Source organism: Flavihumibacter solisilvae (assembly GCF_000814475.1).
Classification (GTDB): domain Bacteria; phylum Bacteroidota; class Bacteroidia; order Chitinophagales; family Chitinophagaceae; genus Flavihumibacter; species Flavihumibacter solisilvae.
The window spans coordinates 131,580-154,177 of sequence record NZ_JSVC01000001.1; the positions used below are offsets into that span (position 1 = coordinate 131,580).

Here is a 22,598-nt window from a genome sequence, read left to right on the forward strand (position 1 = left end):
TCAATTTGGATTAAATGAATCACTTCTACCAGGTTACAGACTAACGTTCAGTCCAAATGTGTAGATTGTTGGTTTCGGATAATCAAAGAATGTTTGTCCCTGTGCAAACGGGTTGCTGTAAGTGGTTACTTCAGGATCATTACCACTGAATTTGGTGCTCAGGAAGAAGTTCTGAGCAGAAACGTACATCCTCAGCCTGCTGAGTCGAAGAGACTTTGCAACCTCAGGTGAGAAGTTGTATGCCAGCAGCAGGTTACGTCCCCTTAAGAATGATCCATCCTCGATCCACCTTGTATCAACGTTGGTTACATATCCTGCTTTTGTATCGCGGATTGCAGCAATCATGGAATTTTCATTCTGCGGAGTATATGCACCCAGCACTGAACTGTAGCTGTTTGCTATGCCAACACGATCTTCACCGGAGTGCTTTGTCATGTTGAGCACATCGTTACCTACGCAGTATTGGATATCCAGAATGAGTTCGAAATTCTTGTAGCGGAAGTTGTTGATAAATGAACCCCACGCATCCGGGTTACCGTTACCGATAATCATCCTGTCCGCGTCGTTGATTTCATAGTCACCGTTTACATCCAGGTATTTGATGTCACCGGGAAGCATTGTCTTACCACCGCGATAGCTTGTGAATTTCGCAGCTTCAGCCCTTTCCTTCTCGCTCCAGGTACCAAGACGAACCAATCCCCAGAAAGATCCAACAGGATCTCCTACACGGATAATACCAGTCTGGTTTGTAAATCCTGGGTTACCCACACCGAAGATCGGGGCTGGCGTCGCAAGTGTAAGAACCTTGTTACGGTTGAAGGATACGTTGAAAGTACTTGACCAGGTGAAATCCCTTTTGCTGATGTTCACTGTATTAAGACCAAGTTCAATTCCCTTGTTCTCCATTGACCCGATGTTCTTTGTGATGGTTCCTGCACCGGAAGTACGTGGAACAGGCGCATCGAGCAGCATGTCCGTGGTCTTGCGATAATAGAAATCCATTTCAAGGTTGATACGGTTATTCAGCAAGCCCAGTTCAAAGCCGGCATCTGCCTGCGCTGTTTTTTCCCACTGCAGATCAGCATTGCCAAGTCTGCCCAATCCGATACCAGTTACCCGCGCGTCGCTGAAAATACCAGCGTACGTTCCCAGGGACGGCAAATACCTGTATGATCCTATCTCTGAGTTACCAGAGAAACCATAGCTGGTTCTCAGTTTCAGGTTGGAAATGAGGTTGCTGTTTTCGAGGAATGGTTCGTCAGACACACGCCATGCAAGCGCTGCTGAAGGGAAGAAAGAGTATTTGTTGTTAGGACCAAAACGGTCAGATCCGTCGGCCCTGCCTGTGAGCGTCAGGAGATACTTGTCCTTGAAAGTGTAGTTAACCCTTCCGAAAAACGAGTTAAACGCAAATCTGAAAGCGCTTGAAGAACCAGGGTTCTGCTGACTACCGGCACCAATGTTATTGTACTCGAAATAATCAGTAGAGAAATTCTGTGAACCCGCTCCCATGTTAAAGATATTCGTCTCCTGCCATGACATACCAGCCATTGCATTCAGGTCGTGGTCGGAGCCAAATGAAGTTCTGTAAGTGAAGTAGTTTTCAGAGCTCCAGTAAGATTCGCGGTTATTAAATACGTTGGCAATACCGTTCTGTGAACGTGAGATCTGGTCGAGTGTGCGGCCATTGTATTCACGGACACCACGAGTAACTATATTCGCGCCCAGCTGGCTGCGGAATTCAAGACCTTTTGCCAGGTAGATATTCACATGGGCTTCACCAAGCAGGTTTTGAGTATTCAGCAGTGCTTCACGCTCAGATAAAATATGCACCGGGTTTGAACCACCTTCCGCACCGGGATAATGGTAGTTCTCAGCCCAAGTTCCATCTGCATATTTCACTGGCAGGAAGGGGAACGATTCAGTGATCATGCGGACAGAGTTCAGACCGCCTGTGCCCTGGTCAACAATATTTTCTTCCTGGTTATTATAGCTGAGTGAACCACCGATTTTAAGCCAGTCCTTTACTTTACTGTCAAGGGTAAAGCGTGCTGAATAGCGTTTCAGGTAGGAATTCAGCAACAAGCCCTGGTCATTTCGGTAGCCGAGGTACAATCCATAGGTATTGTCCTGGTTACCACCGGAAAATCCAAGCTGGTGGTTCTGGCCTATTTTGTTTTGTGTAGATTCTTTCAGCCAGTCTGTGTCATACAAAGGGTTGCCGTTCGCATCAAAAAGAAGGGGAAGATTCTTTCTTTTTTCACGCGGATCAACAAGAGATGCATAATTACCCGCTGCCCATCCTGCCGGGTCGTATACTTTAATATTATCGTAGGCGAGATTTTCTACCTGGAGGTATTCCTTGGCGTTCAGCATTTCCACGCGATGAGGGCCGATGGTGGGAACAAACAGGTCCATGTCATAAGTTAATCTTGGACCTGCGCTGGTACCTTTTTTGGTGGTGACCATCACCACACCGTTTGCGCCACGTGCACCGTAGATAGCAGTTGCAGAGGCGTCTTTCAGGATCTCAACAGAGGCAATATCGTTCGGGTTAATGAAGTCAATTGAGTTACTGTTGTTGTTCTGTGTTCCAACGGGTAGTTGTATACCATCAATGATATACAATGGGTTGTTGGAAGAGTTGATAGAACTGAAACCACGGATCCGCATGGTGGTCTGACCACCCGGACGACCCGAGTTTGTATTAACCTGCACACCCGGAACCCTTCCGGCGATTGCCTGGTTCAAAGATGGAGCAGGGCGTTCCTGGAGTTGGGCTGCCTTAACTGATCCAACTGATCCGGTCAGGTCAGATTTTTTAGCCGTTCCATAACCGATTACCACAACTTCATCCATTGAAGTTTGTGTTGCGGTCATCTGCACATCAATGCTTGTGCGGTTTCCAACTTTGATTTCCTGTGTGCCGAGTCCGCTGTAAGAAAAAACAAGAACAGCGCTCTGTGAAGGGACTACAATACTGTAGCTACCCTGCTCATTGGTGACTGTTCCGGTGCTTGAGCCCTTAACCTGAACGGAGGCACCGGCGAGTCCATTGTTGTTTCTTGAATCAATTACTTTTCCGGAGACGGTAATGTTCTGAGAGAAGGCATGGGGGGCTAATATTAGTAAAAGGCCCATCCAGCATGCCAGTAAAAAGTAGCGTTGTACTCTTTTCATATAGCAGATGTTTGGTTAGCAACGTTTATTGCAAAACATAAATATAGCGCTAAATCGATTTTGCAAAAACGTTTTTGCTAAACTTTTTTTTAATGAAACCTGCAATCTGATATATAATTATTAATGGAAATGTTTAAACCGATTTGCGCCGGATGAGTTTACCCATGATTTCAACCTGCTGTTCAGTCACTTTCTTTTCGATACCCATCTCACCCATAAGGATCTTAACTGCGAGCTGAGCTATATCCTCAACCGGCTGCTTAACAGCTGTTATCTCAGGAGTATTGATCTGGAATAATTCATGATCATCAAAACAGACCACGCCAATATCTGAAGGGATCGTCCACCCAAGCTTCTTTATGGCCTCCAGGCCATAAACGCCGAGGTAATTTGCGGCGAACATGACTGCATCGGGCCGTTTCTTTTTTAAGTACGCCGCAATAGAACGTACCACCTGCCCCTTCTCCCCCATATAGGGTGTTGCCAGTATACTGTCTTCACCTACCTGCATCTTTGCCGAAATCATCGTCTCCACGAAACCCCGCCGGCGCTCAGCCATCTGCACAAGCGAAATGTCATTGCACACAAACGCGATATTCCTGCAACCTGCTTTAATAAGATGCTTTATACCAGCAGCTGTACCTTCATAATTATTTACCAGTACATAAGGTAATTTAGTGTCCGGAAAGTAGCTGTCCATCAGCACGACCGGCCGTTTCCTGCTTGTTAGTTCAGATAACTGCTCCTCCATCCCTGCCGCAGGAATAACCAGGTAGCCATCAACGTTATGCTGGAAAAGGATCCTGATCAAAGTTTCAACTTTGGATTCGTTGTTACCTGTGCTGCAGTATAAAACCGTGTAACCGTATTTCTCCAGCTCCTTTTCGATTGTGTTGGCTAGTGAAGCAAAGAAGGCACCGGAGATATTATCGACGATCAATCCGATGATTCTGGACTTGCCGGTCCTCAGGCTTACCGCAACCTGGTTGGGATGATAACCCGATTCAAGCGCAAACCGTTTGATCTTATCAGCAAGTGCGGCATTGATGCGTCGTTCTTTTTCTTTCCCGTTCAGTACTGATGAAACAGTAGCTATCGACACGCCAAGTTTGGCTGCTATTTCTTTTATAGATATCATGAATCTTGAAAAAGGTACAAAAATAAAAAAGCCCTTTCGCGGAATAATTTTCAATTTATAGCATCAAAAAAATATCTCTTTCATGAAAAAAACGATTTTGTTGCTCACTTTTTCCTTTGCCACTGTGGTGTCACTATTCGCCCAGACTGTCAGCAAACACGGATCATTGCGGGTAAACGGAACGATGCTGGTCAATGAAAAAGGCGATCCGGTTATGCTCAGGGGCATGAGTTACGGCTGGCATTGCTTCTGGCCACGGTTTTACAATGCGGAGTCGGTTGTGTGGCTGAAAAAGGATTGGAAGATCAATGTGATCCGTGCTGCAATGGGCATTGAACCAGGCGAAAACAGCTACCTGAAAAGAACAGAATGGTCAAAAGAAAAAATGCGGGAGGTGATTGATGCAGCCATCAAAGAGGACATTTATGTTATCATTGACTGGCACAGCCACAATATTAACCTGAAAGAAGCAAAAGATTTCTTCCGGGATATATCAGCCACTTATGGCAGGCATCCACATATTATATACGAGATATTCAACGAGCCCGATGAAGAGAGCTGGGAGGCCGTAAAAGAGTATTCAACGGAAATAATCCGCACTATCCGTGAAAATGATCCGGATAACATCATCCTTATAGGCTCGCCGCACTGGGACCAGGACATACATATAGCCGCAGATTCACCGATCACCGGCTTTTCCAACCTGATGTACACCCTTCATTTCTATGCCGCCACACATCACCAGTTCCTACGTGACCGGGGCGACTATGCCCTCAGCAAAGGACTGCCATTGTTTATTTCGGAGTCAGCCGGGATGGAAGCAACCGGCAATGGGCCGCTGAATGAGAAAGAATGGCAGTTGTGGATTGACTGGGCTGAAAAGAACAAGATCAGTTGGATCACCTGGTCGGTTTCTGACAAAGATGAAACTTGTTCTGTTCTACTACCCTCCGCATCTTCGAAGGGCAATTGGAAAGACCGCGACTTAAAGCCTTCGGGTATGAAAACACGCGAATTGATCCGGAAATACAACCGGTGACTTAGTTCATGCAAGCAGCGGCAACCTCAATTTCAAGCTGGCACGATATTTTTGGTACAATGTCAGATATCATGATTTTATCACTTAAAATATAGATTATGAGAACCAAAGGAACAACACTGTTGCTGGCAGGACTTGCAGCTTATGCGTACTACAAGTTTTCAAAAATGAGCCGCGAGGACAGGGATAAAATGGTGGGTAACCTAAAAGAAAAAGGAAAGAAGTGGATGAACCAGATGCGCCATAGTGATGGTACTACCAAATCTGTACACAGCTAATAAAATGTGTGTGTGTTTTATGTTTTACTAACCCATATAAATAGGGGGCTGCCTGTGCAGCCCTCTTTTTTTAATAATACTTCACTACAATCCGTACATCCCTGTTACGTCCCCTGTCGTCGCTGCAGGTAATTTTCACCTGTCCTTCTTCCGGTATGAAAAAGATCTTCTGCCTGGCACCGGCGGTTTTGTAATACCTGTCATTTACATACCAGTGAACCCGCTCAACTTCTGTTCCAGCATTGCAGGCCAGCTGCAAGGGTTCGCGGTGATTCCTGTCAATCAGGTATTCAGCATTGTTCTGTGGGGCAGTAATGGTCGGAGCACCTTCACGGAAGATTTTTTCACAGCGGCTGTTGTGCGGTGGAATATTATTATGAACGATTTGCTGCTCTTCCATCCAGGCGAGCATTTCCGGTGCATATGCTGGTAACAGCATTTTCCTGTAACCGCTTTCAGGCATGCAATTGATACAATATGAGATCTTCCCGTCCGGACTTACAACCACTTCCTTCATATGGTCACATTTAGCAGTGGAGGAATACATCGGTATAAAATAGTCATTTACCTGCTCAGTACAGAATTCACCAGGCGGCAAGCCGGATGCGGAGCACACAAAACGGTTGTTGCAATCTGCAGGTTGCGTGAACCAGTCCTTCTCCGAATTATAGTCAACTGAATTGAAGATCCGGAACAATAACGGAGTCGCAATCTCTGCTCCGCTTAAAGACGGTACGCCTCTGCCCGAAAAATTGCCAACCCAGACACCAATAGTAAAGTGTTTGTTGTACCCGATACTCCATGCATCCCGCCGGCCATAAGAAGTACCGGTCTTCCATGCGATACGGGGCATTTTCTCAGTGCTTTGCCAGCTGAGCGGAAAATCAGGCCTGTTAATCTTTGAAAGCACATCGCTGATCATGAAGCTAGCAGCCGGCGAAAGTACCCTGTGGGATTTGTTCTGCGGGTGTCCATCCATGAAATCCGGCTGCATAAAGATTCCTTCGTGCGCAAACATGGAGAAAAGCGCAGTCAATTCTTCAAGCGTCGCTCCACAACCACCGAGAATCATGGACAAACCGAGCTTACCACGATCAGCCTTCACCTGCCGGAAACCAAGTCCGGAGAGGACTGAGGTGAAGTGATCCTTACCAACCGACCTAAGGCATTTTACGGCAGGGATGTTCAGGGAATGATCAAGTGCATATTCCATAGTAACATACCCATTGAATTGCCGATCATAATTCTCCGGCGCATAGCCATTGTAGTTAATGGCAACATCGGTCATAATGGTTTTGGGAGTAAGTAAGCCGGCATCTATTGCCAATCCATATACCAGTGGTTTTAGCGTACTGCCGGGTTGCCGTACCGCAGCTGCGCCATTAACCTGTCCACCATCAGTACTGTCGTTAAAATCAGCCGACCCCACATACGTTATAACCCGGTTCGTCCTGTTATCAATGATAACCACCGCTGCATTGTGAATGCCGAGGGCTTTTTTTGAACGGACATAATCGCTGACAAGCTTTTCAGTTTTAAGTTGCGTATCCAGCCGGATGAAAGTGGGAATATTGGCTTGCCCGGATTGCTTCAATTTAACCGCAAGGTGTGGTATCTCATGTGGAACCGTGTTACGAACTGCTGTAAGCGGTTCTTCCAGCGCATCGCGGATCTCAGTTGTTGAAAAAAGCCCATCTGCCAGGAACCGCATTAACCATTTGTTTCTTTCCCTGACAATGGCGTCATTGCTTCTGCCCATAACCAGGTATGAAGGCCGGTTTGGAATCACTGATAATGCGGTGATCTCAGCAAGTGAAAGGTGATCAGGGCTCTTTCGAAAATAAATCACAGCGGCGGACTTCACGCCTTCTATATTGCCACCGTAAGGTACCAGGTTAAGGTAAAGTTGAAGGATCTCCTGTTTGCTTAACGCTATTTCAAGTTGAAAAGCACGGAATACCTCGATGATTTTTGACCAGATGTTCCTTGGCCTGGGTTCCAGCGCGCGGGCAACCTGCATGGTTATCGTGGATGCACCAGACGTACGTTCAAGAGAAAAAACATTATTAAACAACGCCCTTGCCATAGCGAAAGGATTAATCCCGGGATGAAAATAGAACCATTTATCTTCCTTGTGAACAATTGCCTTTTGCAATAAAGGAGAGATTTCATTCAATTCCGTTTTCATCCGCCATTTCTGCTGGCTTGTCAGGTAAGCATTCAACACCGCATCCTTTTCATCAGTAATAACAGTAGAATATTCGACCTTGAGCGGAACGGGAAAAATGAAATGCAAGGCAACCATTACAACCAGCAGTGAACCTATAGCAATAAGCTTTTTCATCTTTAACAAACTTACAATAAGAAGAGATTTGGGAATGGATTAGCCATTGAATACATTTACTTTAACATTCTCACCCTACTTTACAACGCGCACATTTATGTATCCCAGATTCGTTGCTTTCACAGCCGCCTTATCCCTGTTATTTATTGTTTCCTGTAACCGCAAATCGGCGACATTAAAATATACCAATGCCGACAAGGAAGTGAGGCAGCTGGAGAACCTGATTTTCCGATTTGATCATCCACTCGTGTCGGATTCGATGCTTCATCTCTGGGATTCTACTGAATATGTACTTTTTGAACCTGCAATTCCTGGAAAATTCCGGTGGGAAAGTCCTGACCAGTTGATCTTTTCACCTGCAGCTCCGCTCGCTCCTGCTACGCAATACAAAGCCAGGCTTCAATATTCACTGCTTGCGCATTCACAGTTTACAAAACTTGAGGATCCGAAGGAACTCAGCTTTTACACTCCTTCCTTAAACCTCGACCAAACAAATATTACCTGGATCCTGCAGGATGAAAACAGCCGGCTCGCGGTGCCACAGGTAGAGCTTTACTTCAACTACCAGGTAAAACCACAACTATTAAAAGAAAAGCTGAAGATCGAATCAGAAGGCAAGCAGGTAAACTATTCAATGCTTACCGTGTCGCCGGACAATAAAATAACCATCCGCCTTCAGAATTTTCAACAGCTGGATAAAGACCGTGAGATCTCGGTAGTAATAGACAAGGGCCTCCTGCCATTGGGTGGTGGTATGGGTACAGCTAAACTTATCCGGTCAGATGCCGCAATTCCTTCCCCATTTCGCCTCGTCATAAACGACTTAGAAACCGAACATGATGGCAGTATGGGAAAAATTCACGTAAGGACAAGCCAGCAGATCGAACAGAGCGGACTTGCGGCCCTTGTGAAACTGGATCCTGCCGTGAAATTCAATACAGAAATCACGGACGACGGTTTTATAGTCTCGGGTGAGCAGTTTGATGCAGACAAAAGTTATGAACTGACACTGGCAAAAGGAATCAGGGGCATACTCGGCGGTCAATTGAAAGAAGACTACATCAATAATGTTGCTTTCGGCACGCTTGAACCTGCTATCGGTTTTACCAGCAATAAGGCGGTGTACCTGTCTTCGGAAGGTGCCCGGAATATGGAAGTACGCATTATCAATGTGCCAAAGATCAAGCTGGTCATTTCCAAAATATATGAATCGAACCTGCTTGCTGCGCAACGCTATGGCTACTATCCAAAGGAAACCAAAGATGGCCGGGACGAATATTATTATGAGGAAGGCGGCGACGCCATGTTAGGTGATGTTATATATGAAGCGGAGCTGGAAACGGCCTCCCTGCCGAAATTTGGTAACAGCCGGCTTCTGAATGTAAATGTCCTCGACCGCATTCCGGAGCTTAAAGGCATCTATCATATCAAGATCAGGTCGGCAAAGGATTACTGGCTTGCCGACAGCCGGTTTGTTTCTCTTTCAGACATTGGTCTTGTAGCAAAGGAGGGAAGAGATCAGATGTATGTGTTTGCAAATTCAATCCGTTCCGCGAAGGCAATCAGCGATCTGAGTGTAGTTGCCTATGGGGCCAATAACCAGGTGTTGGGAATGGGGACTACGAATGCTGATGGGGTGGCCACACTATCATATACCCGAAAAGATTTTGCAGGGTTCAAGCCTGCGATGATCGTTGCCCGCAGCGGTGGCGACTTCAATTACCTTCCCTTTAATACAACCGGTGTGAATACCTCGCGTTTTGAGGTGGGTGGCAAAAGACTTAATCCTACAGGGTTCGATGCCTTCATTTATGGTGAGAGGGACATTTATCGGCCGGGTGAAAAAATAAATTTTTCCGTCATCCTGCGAAATGCGATGTGGCAATCACCTGGAGATCTCCCGGTCAAGTTCAAATTCCTGATGCCAAACGGAAAAGAATTAAAATCTTTCCGGAAAAACCTGAATGCGCAGGGATCAATGGAGTCTGTTTTAGACATCCCGACTGCCGCGATAACCGGTAACTACCAGCTTGAAGTGTATTCAGGAAATGATATCCTGCTTTCTTCAAAATCGTTTATGGTGGAAGAGTTTGTGCCGGACAGGATAAAGGTATCGGTGAAGCCGGATAAAAATGAACTCAAGCCAGGTGAGACAGTGAGTATGAATGTGCAGGCGATGAACTTTTTCGGACCGCCGGCTGCAAACCGGAAATACGAATGTGAGATCCAGTTAAAACAGAAAGCGTTTACATCTAAGAAATACAGCCGATATGATTTCAGCATTACCAACCAGCAGGGCTTTTTTGACAAGAAGGTGCTGGAAGGCAAAACTGATGCTGCAGGAAATGCGGGCATCAGTTATACAGTACCAGATATGTTTCGCAATATTGGACTCCTCGAAGCAGCATATTACACGACGGTATTCGATGAAACCGGACGTCCCGTCAGCAGAATCACAAAAATTGACATTTACACCCAGCAGCAATTCTTTGGTCTCGCAAGTGATGGCTATGATTATTTTCCGTTAAACCAACCGATCAGGTTTCCGCTGATTGCGGTGGACAAAAACGGGAACGTACTGACCGGGACAACTGCAAAAGTGGAAGTTATCAAACATGAGTACAGGACGGTGCTTACGAAAAGTGACGGTTATTTCAGGTATGATTCCCAGGTGGAGGATAAAGTTGTTGTAAGTGGCAATACCACCGTCTCAGGCGAACAGTCAACGTATAATTTTGTTCCCCGCTCACCAGGCAATTATGAAATCCGGGTGTCAGTTCCGGGTTCGGGGAGTTATGTCAGCCGGAAGTTTTACAGTTATGGCTATTGGGGAGGTGACATTAATTCTTTCGAGGTGAATAATGAAGGCCAAATTGAAATTGAAACGGATAAACCGGTATACCGGTCAGGTGAGACCGTAAAACTGCTGTTCAAAACACCCTTCAGTGGCCGGATGTTGGTGACCATGGAGAAGGATAGGCTGTTGCATTACCAATACATTGATGTGAACAATCGTTCTGCCACACTAGACCTTAAGCTTACGGCGGAACACCTGCCCAATGTTTATATTGCAGCCACTCTTATCAAGCCCCATACTGTTTCCGATATTCCGCTTACTGTGGCTCATGGCTACCAGTCGGTACGTGTTGAAGAACCGGCAAGAAAACAACAGGTTGAAATAGTTGCAAAAGAATCAGTACGTTCAGCAACCAGGCAGAAAATTACTGTTCGTGCGGAGGAAGGCAGTATGGTTACCCTGGCTGCTGTGGACAATGGGGTGTTACAGGTTACCGATTTTGAGACACCTGACCCTTATAAATATTTTTATGGCCGAAGAGCCCTGGACGTGAATTCCTTTGACCTGTATCCATTGTTATTCCCTGAATTGAAGGCAAAGTTGAGCAGTACCGGTGGCGATGCCTCCATGAAGATGGATCAGCGGGTGAATCCAATTCCGAACAAGCGAATAAAAATACTTTCATACTGGAGCGGAATCCGACCTGTGGGCAAAAGCGGCGAAATCAGTTTCGATATTGATATACCCAGGTTCTCAGGTGAAATGAGACTGATGGCAGTTACCTATAAAAATGACCGCTTTGGCGCTGCGGAAAAAGCGATTAAAGTTGCAGACCCGCTGGTGATCAGTACGGCAATGCCAAGATTTATGAGTCCTAAGGACAGTATTTCAGTGCCAGTCACCATTTCCAATACTACTTCAAAAGCTACGACGGCGAATGCAGTAATTACAGTTACAGGTCCATTGCAGGTTGCAGGGGTAAATACGCAATCTTTAAGTATTCCTGCAAACAGTGAAGCGTCGATCAAATTTGGGGTTGTAGCAAAAGCAGCTATCGAAGCCGGGCAGGTGAAAATAGATGTGCAAGCAATGGGAGAAAAGTTTACCGAATTAACTGACATAACCGTACGGCCAGCATCAACATTACAACAGCGCACGGGTAGTGGAGTAATTGCCGCCAACAAATCGGAGTCAATCAACATTTCCGCAGCGGATTTTATACCATCATCAGCCAATTACAGATTGGTAGTCAGCAGGTCACCCGCACTTGAAATAGCGAATCAGCTGAACTACCTCGTGCAATATCCTTACGGCTGTACAGAACAGGCGATTTCATCTGCATTTCCGCAGGTATACTTTACCGACATGGCTGAATTGCTGCATAACTCAAATGTTTCAGTAACCAGTGCCCACGCAAACGTCATGGAAGCAATCCGGAAAATAAAAATGCGACAGCTATACAGTGGTGCCATTACCCTGTGGGAGGATGCAGGATCGGAGAACTGGTGGACCAGCGTTTATGCGGCCCACTTTCTGATCGAGGCAAAGGCTGCCGGTTTTGATGTGGATCCTTCTTTAACTGCATCACTGCTCAGTTTCATCAATAACAGGCTGGCCAGCAGATCATCTATTAATTATTATTACAATAGGAATCAACAGAAAAAGATTGCTCCGAAGGAAGTGGCCTATAGTCTTTATGTTCTTGCCCTTGCAGGAAAACCGAATGTCTCCGTAATGAACTACTATAAAGCAAGGCCGGACCAGCTGAGCCTGGACAGCAGGTACCTGTTAGCTGCTGCTTATGCCCTTTCCGGTGACAAACTTAAATCCCGCGAGATCCTTCCACCCGCATTTACGGGAGAAGAGTCGGTACCGCAGACAGGCGGCAGTTTCTACTCCGACATCAGGGATGAAGCGATTGCCCTCCACGCATTGGCCACAATAGATCCGAATAATGCCCAGGTTCCTGTTATGGCCAGGCATGTAGTCAGCAAATTAAAGCAACGCCGCTGGTATAGTACGCAGGAAAGCGCATTCAGTTTCCTGGCGATAGGCAAGCTGGCTGCAAAAGCAAAAAAAACAGACATAAAAGCTTCCATTAAAGTGAATGGTAAACAAGTTGGCGAGCTCAACAATAATTCGGTACAGCTGTCAGCAAAAGACCTTAAAGGAACGAACATAGAAGTGCAGACAAAGGGAACCGGACAGTTATATTACTGGTGGCAGAGTGAGGGAATAAGCCAGGACGGCTCATATAAGGAAGAAGACAGTTACCTGAAAGTCAGGCGCAGGTTTTTTGACAGAAACGGCCAACCACTTGCGGGTCACAGCTTTCAACAGAATGACCTGGTCATAGTGCAGCTGTCACTCGATAAAAGTTTTGCAGGAACAATTGAAAACATTGTAATTACTGATTTGCTCCCGGCGGGATTTGAAATTGAAAATCCACGTACAAAGGAAATCCCGGGGATGGACTGGATCAAAGATGCTTCGACACCAACTTCGATGGACGTGCGCGATGACAGACTGAACCTGTTTGTGGATGCTGAAAAGAGCCACCAGGTTTATTACTATGCGATAAGGGCTGTGTCGCCTGGTACATACCAGCTGGGACCTGTGAGTGCTGATGCCATGTACAATGGTGAATATCATTCGTACCATGGTGCGGGCAAGATTGTGATCCGCCCATAGACAAGATACCGGCAGGCGGCTGCCTATTTCTTTTTCATGAATTTTGCAGCCGCCGCCATTTCCTTATTACGAAGGGTCAGCATGCTTCCATTAACCGAATAGGTCTCGGTAGATTTCAAAATCTCCAGGAAGAGGTTTTCTATTTCGGTCTCCGGACAGGACACCATCGTGCCAATAACATTGGCGAATGTAAGGTGGTTGTCCTTCACCTCGTAACTACCGCCTATACTGTTACACCCTGCAAATCCTTCAAGGAGGTTGCCTTCTTTTTTGAGGATAATATGAATTTCCTCTTTTTCATTCGCTGCAGGTTTTAATTCCTTTCCATTAAGTTCCACCAGTCGCCAGTAGGTGTCCAATAACTGGGTATTAGATGTATCCCCCATTGTTCCTCTGGCAAAGAAAAGGCAACACAATGCCATACTGGTAATCAGTATCCTTTTCATAAGCTATGCTTTTATCGGGAAAAGGGGAAACAACTGATATTTGCAAAACAAAGGCCAAAAATGCAGTACAAAAGACTGGGACATTCTGACCTGGAAATCAGCAGGATAGGATTCGGTTGTATGTCGCTCAAGGCAGGAAATGCTGATACACAACAATTGCTGCAACAGGCGGTTGAAGCAGGAATCAACTTTTTTGATACGGCAGACCTCTATGAAAAGGGTTTAAATGAAGAAAGAGTTGGCGAGGCACTCAGGCCATTCCGCAACATGATTATTCTTGCTACGAAGGTTGGAAATCAATGGCGCGAGGATGGAAGCGGGTGGGACTGGAATCCCCGAAAAGAATATATTCTTGCGGCTGTTGATAAAAGTCTTGCCCGCCTGAAAACTGATTATATTGACCTTTACCAATTACACGGTGGAACCATTGAAGACCGGGCAGATGAAACCATAGAAGCATTTGAAATCCTGAAGGACCAGGGAAAGATCAGGTATTATGGAATCAGTTCAATAAGGCCCAATGTTATCCGCACTTACCTTCAGAAATCACATATCACCAGTGTAATGATGCAATACAGTCTCCTCGACAGACGTCCAGAGGAAGAAATGCTAAACCTTCTAAAGGAGAGTGGCGTCGGTGTATTGGTTAGGGGGACGGTTGCAGGCGGACTATTAATTGACAAAGAACCGGTTAACTACCTGCAGCATTCGGCAGAAACTGTAAAGAAAGCAGCTGCAGCAATGCGGGAAGTTTCTACAAACGGGCGACACCCCGTTCAAAGCAGTATCTGTTACGCACTAATGCACCAGGCGGTAACCTCGGCTGTTGTGGGCATCAGAACCAGGGAACAATTGGAAGAAGCACTTGCAACCATCGAATCGCCATCGCTTAACGAAGATGAATTCCGTCACCTCCAGTCAGTAGTACCCCTTATTCGTTATCAGGAACACCGGTAATCACATTAGCGGCTTCATCTTGTTTTCCCTCATGTCTTTCAGTTTAGACTGAAATAAAAGGCTCATTCTTCCCGCCCGAAACTTAGCGTCTTCTGCCCGTTCACCGGAAAACAGGTCATCAATAGTGTGGTAAAAAAGCTGGATCCACCGGTCAAAATGGTCTTTATCAATTGGCAGCGAAGTGTGTTTCATGAAGGGATTGCCCATATAGCCGGGCTCACCAAAGAGGACAGTATACCAGAATTTCCTGAGGGTTTGTAAGTGTGGTTCCCAGTCACCGGGAATCTTCTCCATAAATACAGGTCCTAACAACTCATCTACCTTTACCCGACGATAAAATTCATTTACCATCATGGTTACATCCCCATAGTTACGAATATCCATATTTCAGCATTCAGAGTAATCTGATGAGAACATACCGTTTATGGCATACAACTTACTAATGTCGACTTCAAGGCCATTATCGAATTTCATGATGCTTTTGCCATCTTTTTCGAATACCTGCTCAATGAACCCGTTTGCACGGGTAACGCCATTGTCTTCATATAAAATTGCAGCTTTCTGCTTCTCGTTGAAAAGTTTCACAACGATTGCGTAAAAGCTGCCGCCGGACGGTAATGTTTCTCTTACATCCATTATGCAAAATTAGTCTAGTTTTTTATTGCGAAACATGACGTTGCTCAGGTGTGGAACGACTTTCATAAAACTTTAATAAACCAGATCGTGTGGAATCACATACACATGTTTGTCCATCAATAGTGGACCATTTAGCTGGCCTCAAATTTGACATATTAAAAAACCATAAAATCTTATCAATGCTATTACTCGCGAAGTACAGGAACCCGACAACCAATCTTTTATCCGGTAAAAGAAAAAAACAAACAGGTAAGAAAAGAAATCCATCCCCATCTGACGCTCCGACATTGACTAAAGTAGTCAATATCAATCCTTTTGCGGGGTGGACCATGCCGCAAACTCCAGGCGGTTATATTAAAGGAAGAGAAAAAGACTGCTTTTAGCGGAGTCTGAATGATTTATTCTCCATAGAAATCCAGAAGGGATGCGAAGTATACATCGTTCCATCCTTCTACAATTTCCTCATAAGCTTCATCGGGTATGTTCGTGTGTCTGAGTTCCACGGACGTTCCCTGAGCATGTGAATGTAATTTAATTGTCACGATTGAAGGAGTTTCTTCTTCTTCGCCGAAGTACCATTGCTGAACTATCTTTTTGCCGATTTCAAATTCGAGGTTGCGACCTACGATGCTGTCTTCCCAAAGGGAAAATTCAGAACCCGGCTCCAGTGACATTACTGCCGGCTCGCCTGTCCACAACTGGATGGTCGCGGGATTGGTAAGTGCAATGAACAGTTCTTCCGGTGGTGCGGGGATAATGAAATATTTCTTGTAATCTTTCATAATGGCGTTGCAATTTAAGCCCAAAACAGAGCCCTGCGATTATTTTTGCGGGAATGATCACGCATCCATCCGAAAATATCCCTTCAGAAATCGTCGAAACCCTTCGTGAGCAGGCGCTTTCAGCAGAACAAAATAAAAGCCTGACACCGGGACAATTGGCTCTGATCCGCAATCAACGATGGTTTGACCTCTTCGTTCCGGAACACCGGGGTGGCCTGGGCAAAAATTTTCCCGAGGCTGTACGACTCCTTGAAGCAATTGCCTGGGCAGATGGCAGTACCGGCTGGACGGTTACCCTCTGCAGTGGTGCAGGCTGGTTCATTGGATTTCTGAATCCCGCTTCTGCAGACAAAATCTTCCATGACCCTTTGCATTGCATTGCCGGCAGCGGTAAAAATACCGGTGAGGCGAGGCTGGTTCAGGACGGTTATGAAATTTCTGGAACATGGAGCCATGCAACAGGAGCACCATATGCGACCGTCTTCACTTTCAACTGCATGACAGATAACGAGTTGCGGAGTTTTTGGGTACCACGAAATCACGTGACGATACGGGAAAACTGGGACGCGATGGGAATGGTTGCCACAGCTAGTCATTCATTCGAACTAAGCAGGGTGTTTGTGCCTGCGGAAAACAGCTTTAGTATTGACCCATTTTCAGTATACCTGGACGACATTATTTTCCAATTTCCCTTTCAACAGTTTGCAGAGGCTACGCTTGCTGCAAACATTTCAGGCATGGCCATGCGTTTCCTGGAATTGTGTGCAAGCTCAGATCGCCCGAAACGCATTTTACCGGAAGCCATAAAAACGTTGCAATCTGCCAGGAATGTATTTTACCAATGCGTGGAGGAGTCATGGGCAGAGCTGGCCACGACCAGGCAATTGAGCGAAGGCCGGGCAGCATCCCTAACCTTATCCTGTAAAGAGCTTGCAGCTGTTTCCCGATCAGTTGTGAATGACATTTTTCCCCTTTGCGGATTAATTGTTGCGCAGCGCACAACTGAAGTCAACAGGGTCTGGAGAAACCTTCAGACAGCAAGCCTACATGTATTACTCACCTAATTTTTTCAGTTCCCGTGATATATCGTATTGCAGGTCCTCATGAAATCCTTCCTGCAACTTCCTGATTTTCTTTAGCTGGGCCTGGAAAAGATTCACAAGCGCCTGGCTGTTTTTGTAGGGAATTCCAGACTCTTTAAGGCTGATACAGAAGGTGAGAAGAAGTTCGGCTTCAGATTCCTTTGAGGAGATATACTTCACCTGCTTGCTGATATTCCGGAGGATGCGTCTTAAACTCTTTTTTGCAAAATAGAGCTGAGATGAATTAATCAGGCTGAAATCCTGCCTGATTTCCTTTTTTACTGCTTCGAGGTAGTCGGCAGCTTGCCCGGACTCAAACAACAAATAAGTTACCAGTTCCTTGTTATCCTTCTTAAATTTCACAAGCCTCAGGCACAGGTCGGCAACCTGGCCCGGCGGCAGGTGATTAAGCGCTTCTTTGATTTCCTGGACTGTCGCAGCTTTCATATCAGCAATTGAATGCTTGTGAAGATAAGGCCGGTTCCTTTAAAGTCCGTTACTTTTGCAGCAATGCGAAAAACTTCGACCTCCACACAAGACATACTTGCCGCCTTAAAAATTGAATCATTAAATGAGATGCAGCAAGCTGCTCAAAAAGCAGCCACAGAACATGATGAAGTGATCCTGCTTTCAGCTACCGGTACGGGCAAAACTCTTGCATACCTGCTTCCTTTAGTTAATGAATTGAAGCCGGTTGATCATGTAACACAGGCCCTGGTTATTGCGCCGACACGGGAACTTGCACTACAGATAGAGCAGGTATTCAAGTCTATGAAGACCGGTTTTAAGGTAACATGTTGTTATGGCGGTCACCTTCGGGAAACTGAAGAAAACAACCTAATGCAGGCGCCGGCACTGATTATTGGCACACCCGGGCGTCTTGCAGACCATATTCGCAGGGAGAATATTAAGACCGGCGAGATAAAAATGCTGGTGCTGGATGAATTTGACAAATCACTTGAATTCGGGTTTGAAGAAGAGATGGCATTTGTAACCGGCTCCCTTCCCGGACTTCAAAAGAAGATACTTGTGTCCGCTACACCTGCAATTGAGATCCCTCCCTTTCTTAAAATGCGGAAGCCGGTCAGCATCAACTTCCTGACTGATGAAAAAACTGATGCTCTGACGATCCAAATGGCAAGAAGTGACAACCAGGATAAGCTGGAAAGCCTGTTCAGACTCATCTGCCAGCTTGGTAACAGGCCTACAATTGTATTTTGCAATTTCAGGGAGTCGGTTGAAAGAACCAGTACCTACCTTAAGGAGAAAGGAATTGTCAACGTCTTTTATCATGGAGCATTAGAACAGGATGAGCGCGACGCAGCTTTGTGCAAATTCCGGAATGGCACATCTAATGTACTTGTGACGACGGACCTGGCGTCACGGGGACTTGACATTAAACATATCCGATACATCGTGCATTATCACCTGCCGGCTACCGAAGAGGTGTTTACTCACAGAAATGGCCGAACTGCACGAATGGAGGCCAGCGGCACTGCGATCCTGCTTGTCGGACCAGACGAGGATGTTCCGGATTTCATTGAGGGAGAAGTGGAAGAAATCAAAATTGCAGAGGACGCGGTACTCCCGGAAAAGCCCAAATGGAGCACACTTCATATTTCAGCAGGCAAAAAGAATAAGATCAATAAAGTAGATATTGTTGGTTTTCTCTCGCAGAAAGGCGAACTAAAAAAGGAAGATATCGGGTTGATTGAGGTTAAAGATTTCCACTCGTTCGTAGCAGTAAGAAAATCAAAAATGAGCCACACACTGCACCTGATTAAAAATCACCGCATAAAAAACCAGAAGGTCAAAATAGATATTGCCAGGTAAGTGTTTCCCATGCGCAATGTGTGGCCCACTAATCAGGATCCGCAACTGATACAGCCATCCTGCATTGTGCAGACTGCGCCTTCCTGTGGAATTTCAGCAACTGTTTTGTCAACAGTAAATTGAACTGCCTGTGCTGCCGCCTGTGTTCTCAAGTAATACATACCGGTTTTCAGTCCTTTTTTCCAGGCATAAAAATGCATGGAGGTCAGTTTTGAGGCTGTCGGACTGGAAACAAACAGGTTAAGTGATTGCGATTGGCAGATAAATGCGCCACGGTCAGCAGACATATCGATAATAGTACGCTGGCGGATTTCCCAAACAGTTTTATACAAAGCCCTGATATTCTCAGGAATTGATGAGATGTCCTGTACGGAGCCATTTGCTGCTATGATCCGGTTTTTCATCTCACTATTCCAAAGGCCAAGAGAAACAAGGTCCTTCAGGAGATGTTTGTTCACGATTACAAATTCGCCACTCAGGACGCGTCGGGTATAAATGTTGGAGGTGTACGGTTCGAAACATTCATTATTACCAAGTATCTGGCTTGTTGAAGCAGTCGGCATCGGGGCAACCAGGAGAGAGTTTCTTACCCCATGTTTCATCACTTCATTCCGCAACGATTCCCAGTCATGCCGGCTGGAAGCATTCACACCCCACAGATCAAACTGGAAAAGTCCCTTTGACAACGGAGAACCTTGAAAGCTTTCGTATGCGCCTTCCGTTATGGCCAGGTGATTACTTGCTGTCATTGCGGCGAAATAGATTGTCTCGAAAATATTCCTGTTGAGCAATGCTGCGAGGTCCGATTCAAAAGGAAGCCTCATCATGATGAATACGTCTGCCAGTCCCTGTATTCCAAGACCTATTGGCCGATGTCTCATGTTTGAAGTCCTGGCTTCTTCAACAGGATAGTAGTTGTTGTCAATTATCTTGTTGAGGTTTACAGTAACCTGGTAAGTCACTTCAAATAACTTATCAAAATCAAAATTGCCTTCGTGCACAAAACGCGGTAATGCGATGGATGCGAGGTTACACACCGCAACTTCATTGGCATCCGTGTATTCCATAATCTCCGTGCAGAGGTTTGAGCTCTTAATGGTACCCAGGTGTTGCTGGTTGGATTTACCGTTGGCTGCATCTTTATACAGCAGGTAAGGGGTTCCTGTTTCAATCTGGGCATCAAGTACCGCAAACCACAGTTCCTGGGCCTTGATAGTTTTCCTTCCCCTTCCTTCACGCTCATATCTTTCATACAATTCAACGAAATCTTCTCCGAAACATTCATGAAGTCCGGGTGCTTCATTCGGGCAGAACAGCGTCCAGTCTCCATTTTCTTCAACGCGTTTCATAAAAAGGTCCGGGATCCACAATGCGTAAAAGAGATCACGGGCACGCAGCTCTTCCTTTCCGTGATTCTTGCGTAGATCAAGAAAAGAAAAGACATCAGCATGCCAGGGTTCCAGGTAAATTGCAAAAGCACCTTTTCGTTTGCCACCACCCTGGTCAACGTACCTTGCCGTATCATTGAATACGCGCAGCATGGGGATGATCCCGTTACTTGTTCCATTCGTACCGCCGATATAACTTCCGGTTGCCCTGATATTGTGAATAGAGAGCCCGATTCCACCGGCGCTTTGAGAGATTTTTGCCGTTTGTTTCAATGTATCATAAATGCCATCGATGCTGTCATCCTTCATGGTAAGCAGGAAGCAACTCGACATCTGGGGCTTGGGCGTTCCGGCATTGAATAAGGTAGGTGTAGCATGTGTGAACCACCTCTCACTCATTAAGTGGTAGGTTTTTATCGCCTGCGTAAGATCGTTTTTGTGAATGCCTATTGCCACTCTCATATAAAGATGCTGCGGTCTTTCTGCGATCTTGCCATCAATTCGAAGCAGGTAGGATTTTTCGAGTGTTTTGAAACCGAAAAAATCGAAGCCGAAATCGCGGTCGTAAATGATGGTACTATCAAGCACTTCTGCGTTTGCTTCAATGATTGCCATTACATCATCTGCGAGCAAGGGAAGTGGCCTCCCGGTTACAGGATCAGTATATGCATGAAGCTTCCGCATCGTAGCTGAAAACGACTTCTCGGTGTTTTTATGAAGATTGCTTACAGCGATCCTACTGGCCAGCAATGCATAGTCAGGGTGACGGGTGGTAAGAGCAGCAGCGGTTTCCGCGGCAAGGTTGTCGAGCTCCGTTGTGCTGACGCCATCGTAGATCCCTTCGATAACTTTCTTTGCCACATCGATTACGTCTACGAGGGGACTTAATCCATATGACAATTTCTGAATCCTGGCAGTGATCTTGTCAAATTTGACAGATTCTTTACGGCCATTACGTTTGATTACTTGCACGTGATAAAATATTAATAAGTAAAAATTTAAAATTCAAAAGGAGCACCGCGGGGGGTTAAAACTCTTCATCAAGGGAGAAGGTCTGGGCCACGGGGCCCGACATGACACCTGCTTTCTGGTAATCACCTACTCGTTTTTCAAAGAAGTTTGTTTTCCCCTGTAAGGAAATCATCTCCATAAAATCAAACGGGTTTGTGGCATTATATAATTTCGGGTACCCGAGTTCTGACAGCCAGCGATCAGCGACAAATTCAATGTATTGCTGCATCAAACGGGCATTCATACCGATCAGGTCTACAGGGAGTGCTTCGGTTATGAATTCCTTTTCGATAGTAACGGCATCACTGATGATTGCATAAACCTGGTCCTGGCTGAGTCTTGCAGACAACATGTTGTAAAGCAGGCAGGCGAATTCGCAGTGAAGACCTTCATCGCGACTGATGAGTTCGTTGCTGAAAGTGAGGCCTGGCATCAGTCCTCGTTTCTTAAGCCAGAAAATTGAGCAGAAGCTTCCACTAAAGAAAATGCCTTCAACAGCAGCGAATGCAACAAGTCTTTCAGCAAAAGACCCGTTCTCAATCCACCGCAATGCCCATTCCGCTTTCCTTTTAACAGCCGGAACAGTATCTATTGCGTGGAATAGTTTATCTTTTTCAGCAACATCTTTAATGTAGGTATCAATGAGGAGGGCATAGGTTTCCGAATGAATATTTTCCATCATGATCTGAAAACCGTAAAAGCAGCGGGCTTCTGGGAGCTGCACTTCGCTCATGAAATTAACGGCGAGGTTTTCATTAACTATGCCGTCGCTGGCAGCAAAAAAAGCAAGAACATGTGAAATAAAATGCCGCTCTCCGTCATTGAGAGAAGCCCAATCGCCCAGGTCAGACGACAGATCAATTTCTTCAGCCGTCCAGAAACTGGCTTCATGCTTTTTATACATTTCCCAGACACGTGGATAGTTAATTGGCAGGATTACAAAGCGGTCTTTGTTTTCGCGGAGTAACACTTCATTTTCGTACTGCATGGTAGTCA

At 45.8% G+C, this 22,598-nt stretch carries 17 protein-coding genes; 7 read left to right on the plus strand and 10 right to left on the minus strand.

Annotated features, from left to right (window positions below; genetic code table 11):
* Window positions 1-33: 33 nt before the first annotated feature.
* Together OI18_RS00495 and OI18_RS00500 are read right to left on the minus strand one after the other, a co-directional pair.
* Window positions 34-3,180, minus strand: a complete 3,147-nt coding sequence (locus OI18_RS00495) for a SusC/RagA family TonB-linked outer membrane protein (protein WP_039136081.1) — start codon at window positions 3,178-3,180, stop codon at window positions 34-36.
* 133 nt (window positions 3,181-3,313) lie between these two features.
* Window positions 3,314-4,318 carry a LacI family DNA-binding transcriptional regulator gene (locus OI18_RS00500; RefSeq protein ID WP_039136083.1) on the minus strand — a complete coding sequence of 335 codons (1,005 nt, stop codon included), beginning with the start codon at window positions 4,316-4,318 and terminating at the stop codon, window positions 3,314-3,316.
* A gap of 82 nt (window positions 4,319-4,400) precedes the next feature.
* Between OI18_RS00500 and OI18_RS00505 the strand changes: the two genes are divergently transcribed.
* The gene (locus OI18_RS00505; protein ID WP_039136084.1) at window positions 4,401-5,357 is read left to right on the plus strand and encodes a glycoside hydrolase family 5 protein; all 957 of its coding nucleotides are present in this window, start codon (window positions 4,401-4,403) and stop codon (window positions 5,355-5,357) included.
* A 98-nt stretch (window positions 5,358-5,455) separates the two neighbouring features.
* On the plus strand, window positions 5,456-5,635 hold the full coding sequence (locus tag OI18_RS00510; protein ID WP_039136086.1) for a hypothetical protein: 180 nt from the start codon (window positions 5,456-5,458) through the stop codon (window positions 5,633-5,635).
* A 70-nt stretch (window positions 5,636-5,705) separates the two neighbouring features.
* Here OI18_RS00510 and pbpC read toward each other — a convergent pair whose 3' ends face one another.
* Window positions 5,706-7,979 (minus strand): penicillin-binding protein 1C, encoded by a 2,274-nt coding sequence (gene pbpC, locus OI18_RS00515; RefSeq protein WP_039136088.1) that lies wholly within the window; start codon window positions 7,977-7,979, stop codon window positions 5,706-5,708.
* Window positions 7,980-8,076: 97 nt separating this feature from the next.
* On the opposite strand from pbpC, the gene OI18_RS00520 reads away from it, so the two are divergent.
* Window positions 8,077-13,467 (plus strand): alpha-2-macroglobulin family protein, encoded by a 5,391-nt coding sequence (locus tag OI18_RS00520; protein ID WP_052272735.1) that lies wholly within the window; start codon window positions 8,077-8,079, stop codon window positions 13,465-13,467.
* A 23-nt stretch (window positions 13,468-13,490) separates the two neighbouring features.
* Here the strand turns inward: OI18_RS00520 and OI18_RS23510 are convergent, their stop codons facing one another.
* Window positions 13,491-13,913: an META domain-containing protein gene (locus tag OI18_RS23510; protein ID WP_052272736.1), complete on the minus strand. Its 423-nt coding sequence runs from the start codon at window positions 13,911-13,913 to the stop codon at window positions 13,491-13,493.
* A 60-nt stretch (window positions 13,914-13,973) separates the two neighbouring features.
* Between OI18_RS23510 and OI18_RS00530 the strand changes: the two genes are divergently transcribed.
* Window positions 13,974-14,870 carry an aldo/keto reductase gene (locus tag OI18_RS00530; RefSeq protein WP_039136090.1) on the plus strand — a complete coding sequence of 299 codons (897 nt, stop codon included), beginning with the start codon at window positions 13,974-13,976 and terminating at the stop codon, window positions 14,868-14,870.
* Here the strand turns inward: OI18_RS00530 and OI18_RS00535 are convergent, their stop codons facing one another.
* Together OI18_RS00535 and OI18_RS00540 are read right to left on the minus strand one after the other, a co-directional pair.
* Complete coding sequence (locus tag OI18_RS00535; RefSeq protein WP_039136093.1) at window positions 14,871-15,254, minus strand: group III truncated hemoglobin; 384 nt, start codon at window positions 15,252-15,254, stop codon at window positions 14,871-14,873. It abuts the gene before it with no gap.
* Between the two features lie 3 nt (window positions 15,255-15,257).
* On the minus strand, window positions 15,258-15,506 hold the full coding sequence (locus OI18_RS00540; RefSeq protein ID WP_039136096.1) for a hypothetical protein: 249 nt from the start codon (window positions 15,504-15,506) through the stop codon (window positions 15,258-15,260).
* A gap of 179 nt (window positions 15,507-15,685) precedes the next feature.
* Here OI18_RS00540 and OI18_RS00545 point away from each other — a divergent pair, with 179 nt between their 5' ends.
* A complete protein-coding gene (locus OI18_RS00545) occupies window positions 15,686-15,889 on the plus strand; it encodes a hypothetical protein (RefSeq protein WP_039136098.1) in 204 nt (67 codons plus the stop codon).
* A gap of 15 nt (window positions 15,890-15,904) precedes the next feature.
* On the opposite strand, the gene OI18_RS00550 is transcribed toward OI18_RS00545, so the two are convergent.
* A complete protein-coding gene (locus OI18_RS00550) occupies window positions 15,905-16,288 on the minus strand; it encodes an SRPBCC domain-containing protein (RefSeq protein ID WP_039136100.1) in 384 nt (127 codons plus the stop codon).
* Between the two features lie 53 nt (window positions 16,289-16,341).
* Here OI18_RS00550 and OI18_RS00555 point away from each other — a divergent pair, with 53 nt between their 5' ends.
* A complete protein-coding gene (locus OI18_RS00555; protein WP_052272737.1) occupies window positions 16,342-17,352 on the plus strand; it encodes an acyl-CoA dehydrogenase family protein in 1,011 nt (336 codons plus the stop codon).
* Here OI18_RS00555 and OI18_RS00560 read toward each other — a convergent pair.
* The gene (locus OI18_RS00560; RefSeq protein WP_039136102.1) at window positions 17,341-17,817 is read right to left on the minus strand and encodes a hypothetical protein; all 477 of its coding nucleotides are present in this window, start codon (window positions 17,815-17,817) and stop codon (window positions 17,341-17,343) included. The genes OI18_RS00555 and OI18_RS00560 overlap by 12 nt on opposite strands.
* Window positions 17,818-17,880: 63 nt before the next feature.
* Here OI18_RS00560 and OI18_RS00565 point away from each other — a divergent pair, with 63 nt between their 5' ends.
* Entirely contained in the window at window positions 17,881-19,203 is a 1,323-nt protein-coding gene (locus OI18_RS00565; RefSeq protein ID WP_039136595.1) for a DEAD/DEAH box helicase, read from the plus strand.
* A gap of 32 nt (window positions 19,204-19,235) precedes the next feature.
* Here OI18_RS00565 and OI18_RS00570 read toward each other — a convergent pair whose 3' ends face one another.
* The gene (locus tag OI18_RS00570) at window positions 19,236-21,563 is read right to left on the minus strand and encodes a ribonucleoside-diphosphate reductase subunit alpha (RefSeq protein WP_039136104.1); all 2,328 of its coding nucleotides are present in this window, start codon (window positions 21,561-21,563) and stop codon (window positions 19,236-19,238) included.
* 55 nt (window positions 21,564-21,618) lie between these two features.
* Entirely contained in the window at window positions 21,619-22,590 is a 972-nt protein-coding gene (locus OI18_RS00575) for a ribonucleoside-diphosphate reductase small subunit (protein WP_039136106.1), read from the minus strand.
* Window positions 22,591-22,598 lie beyond the last annotated feature (8 nt).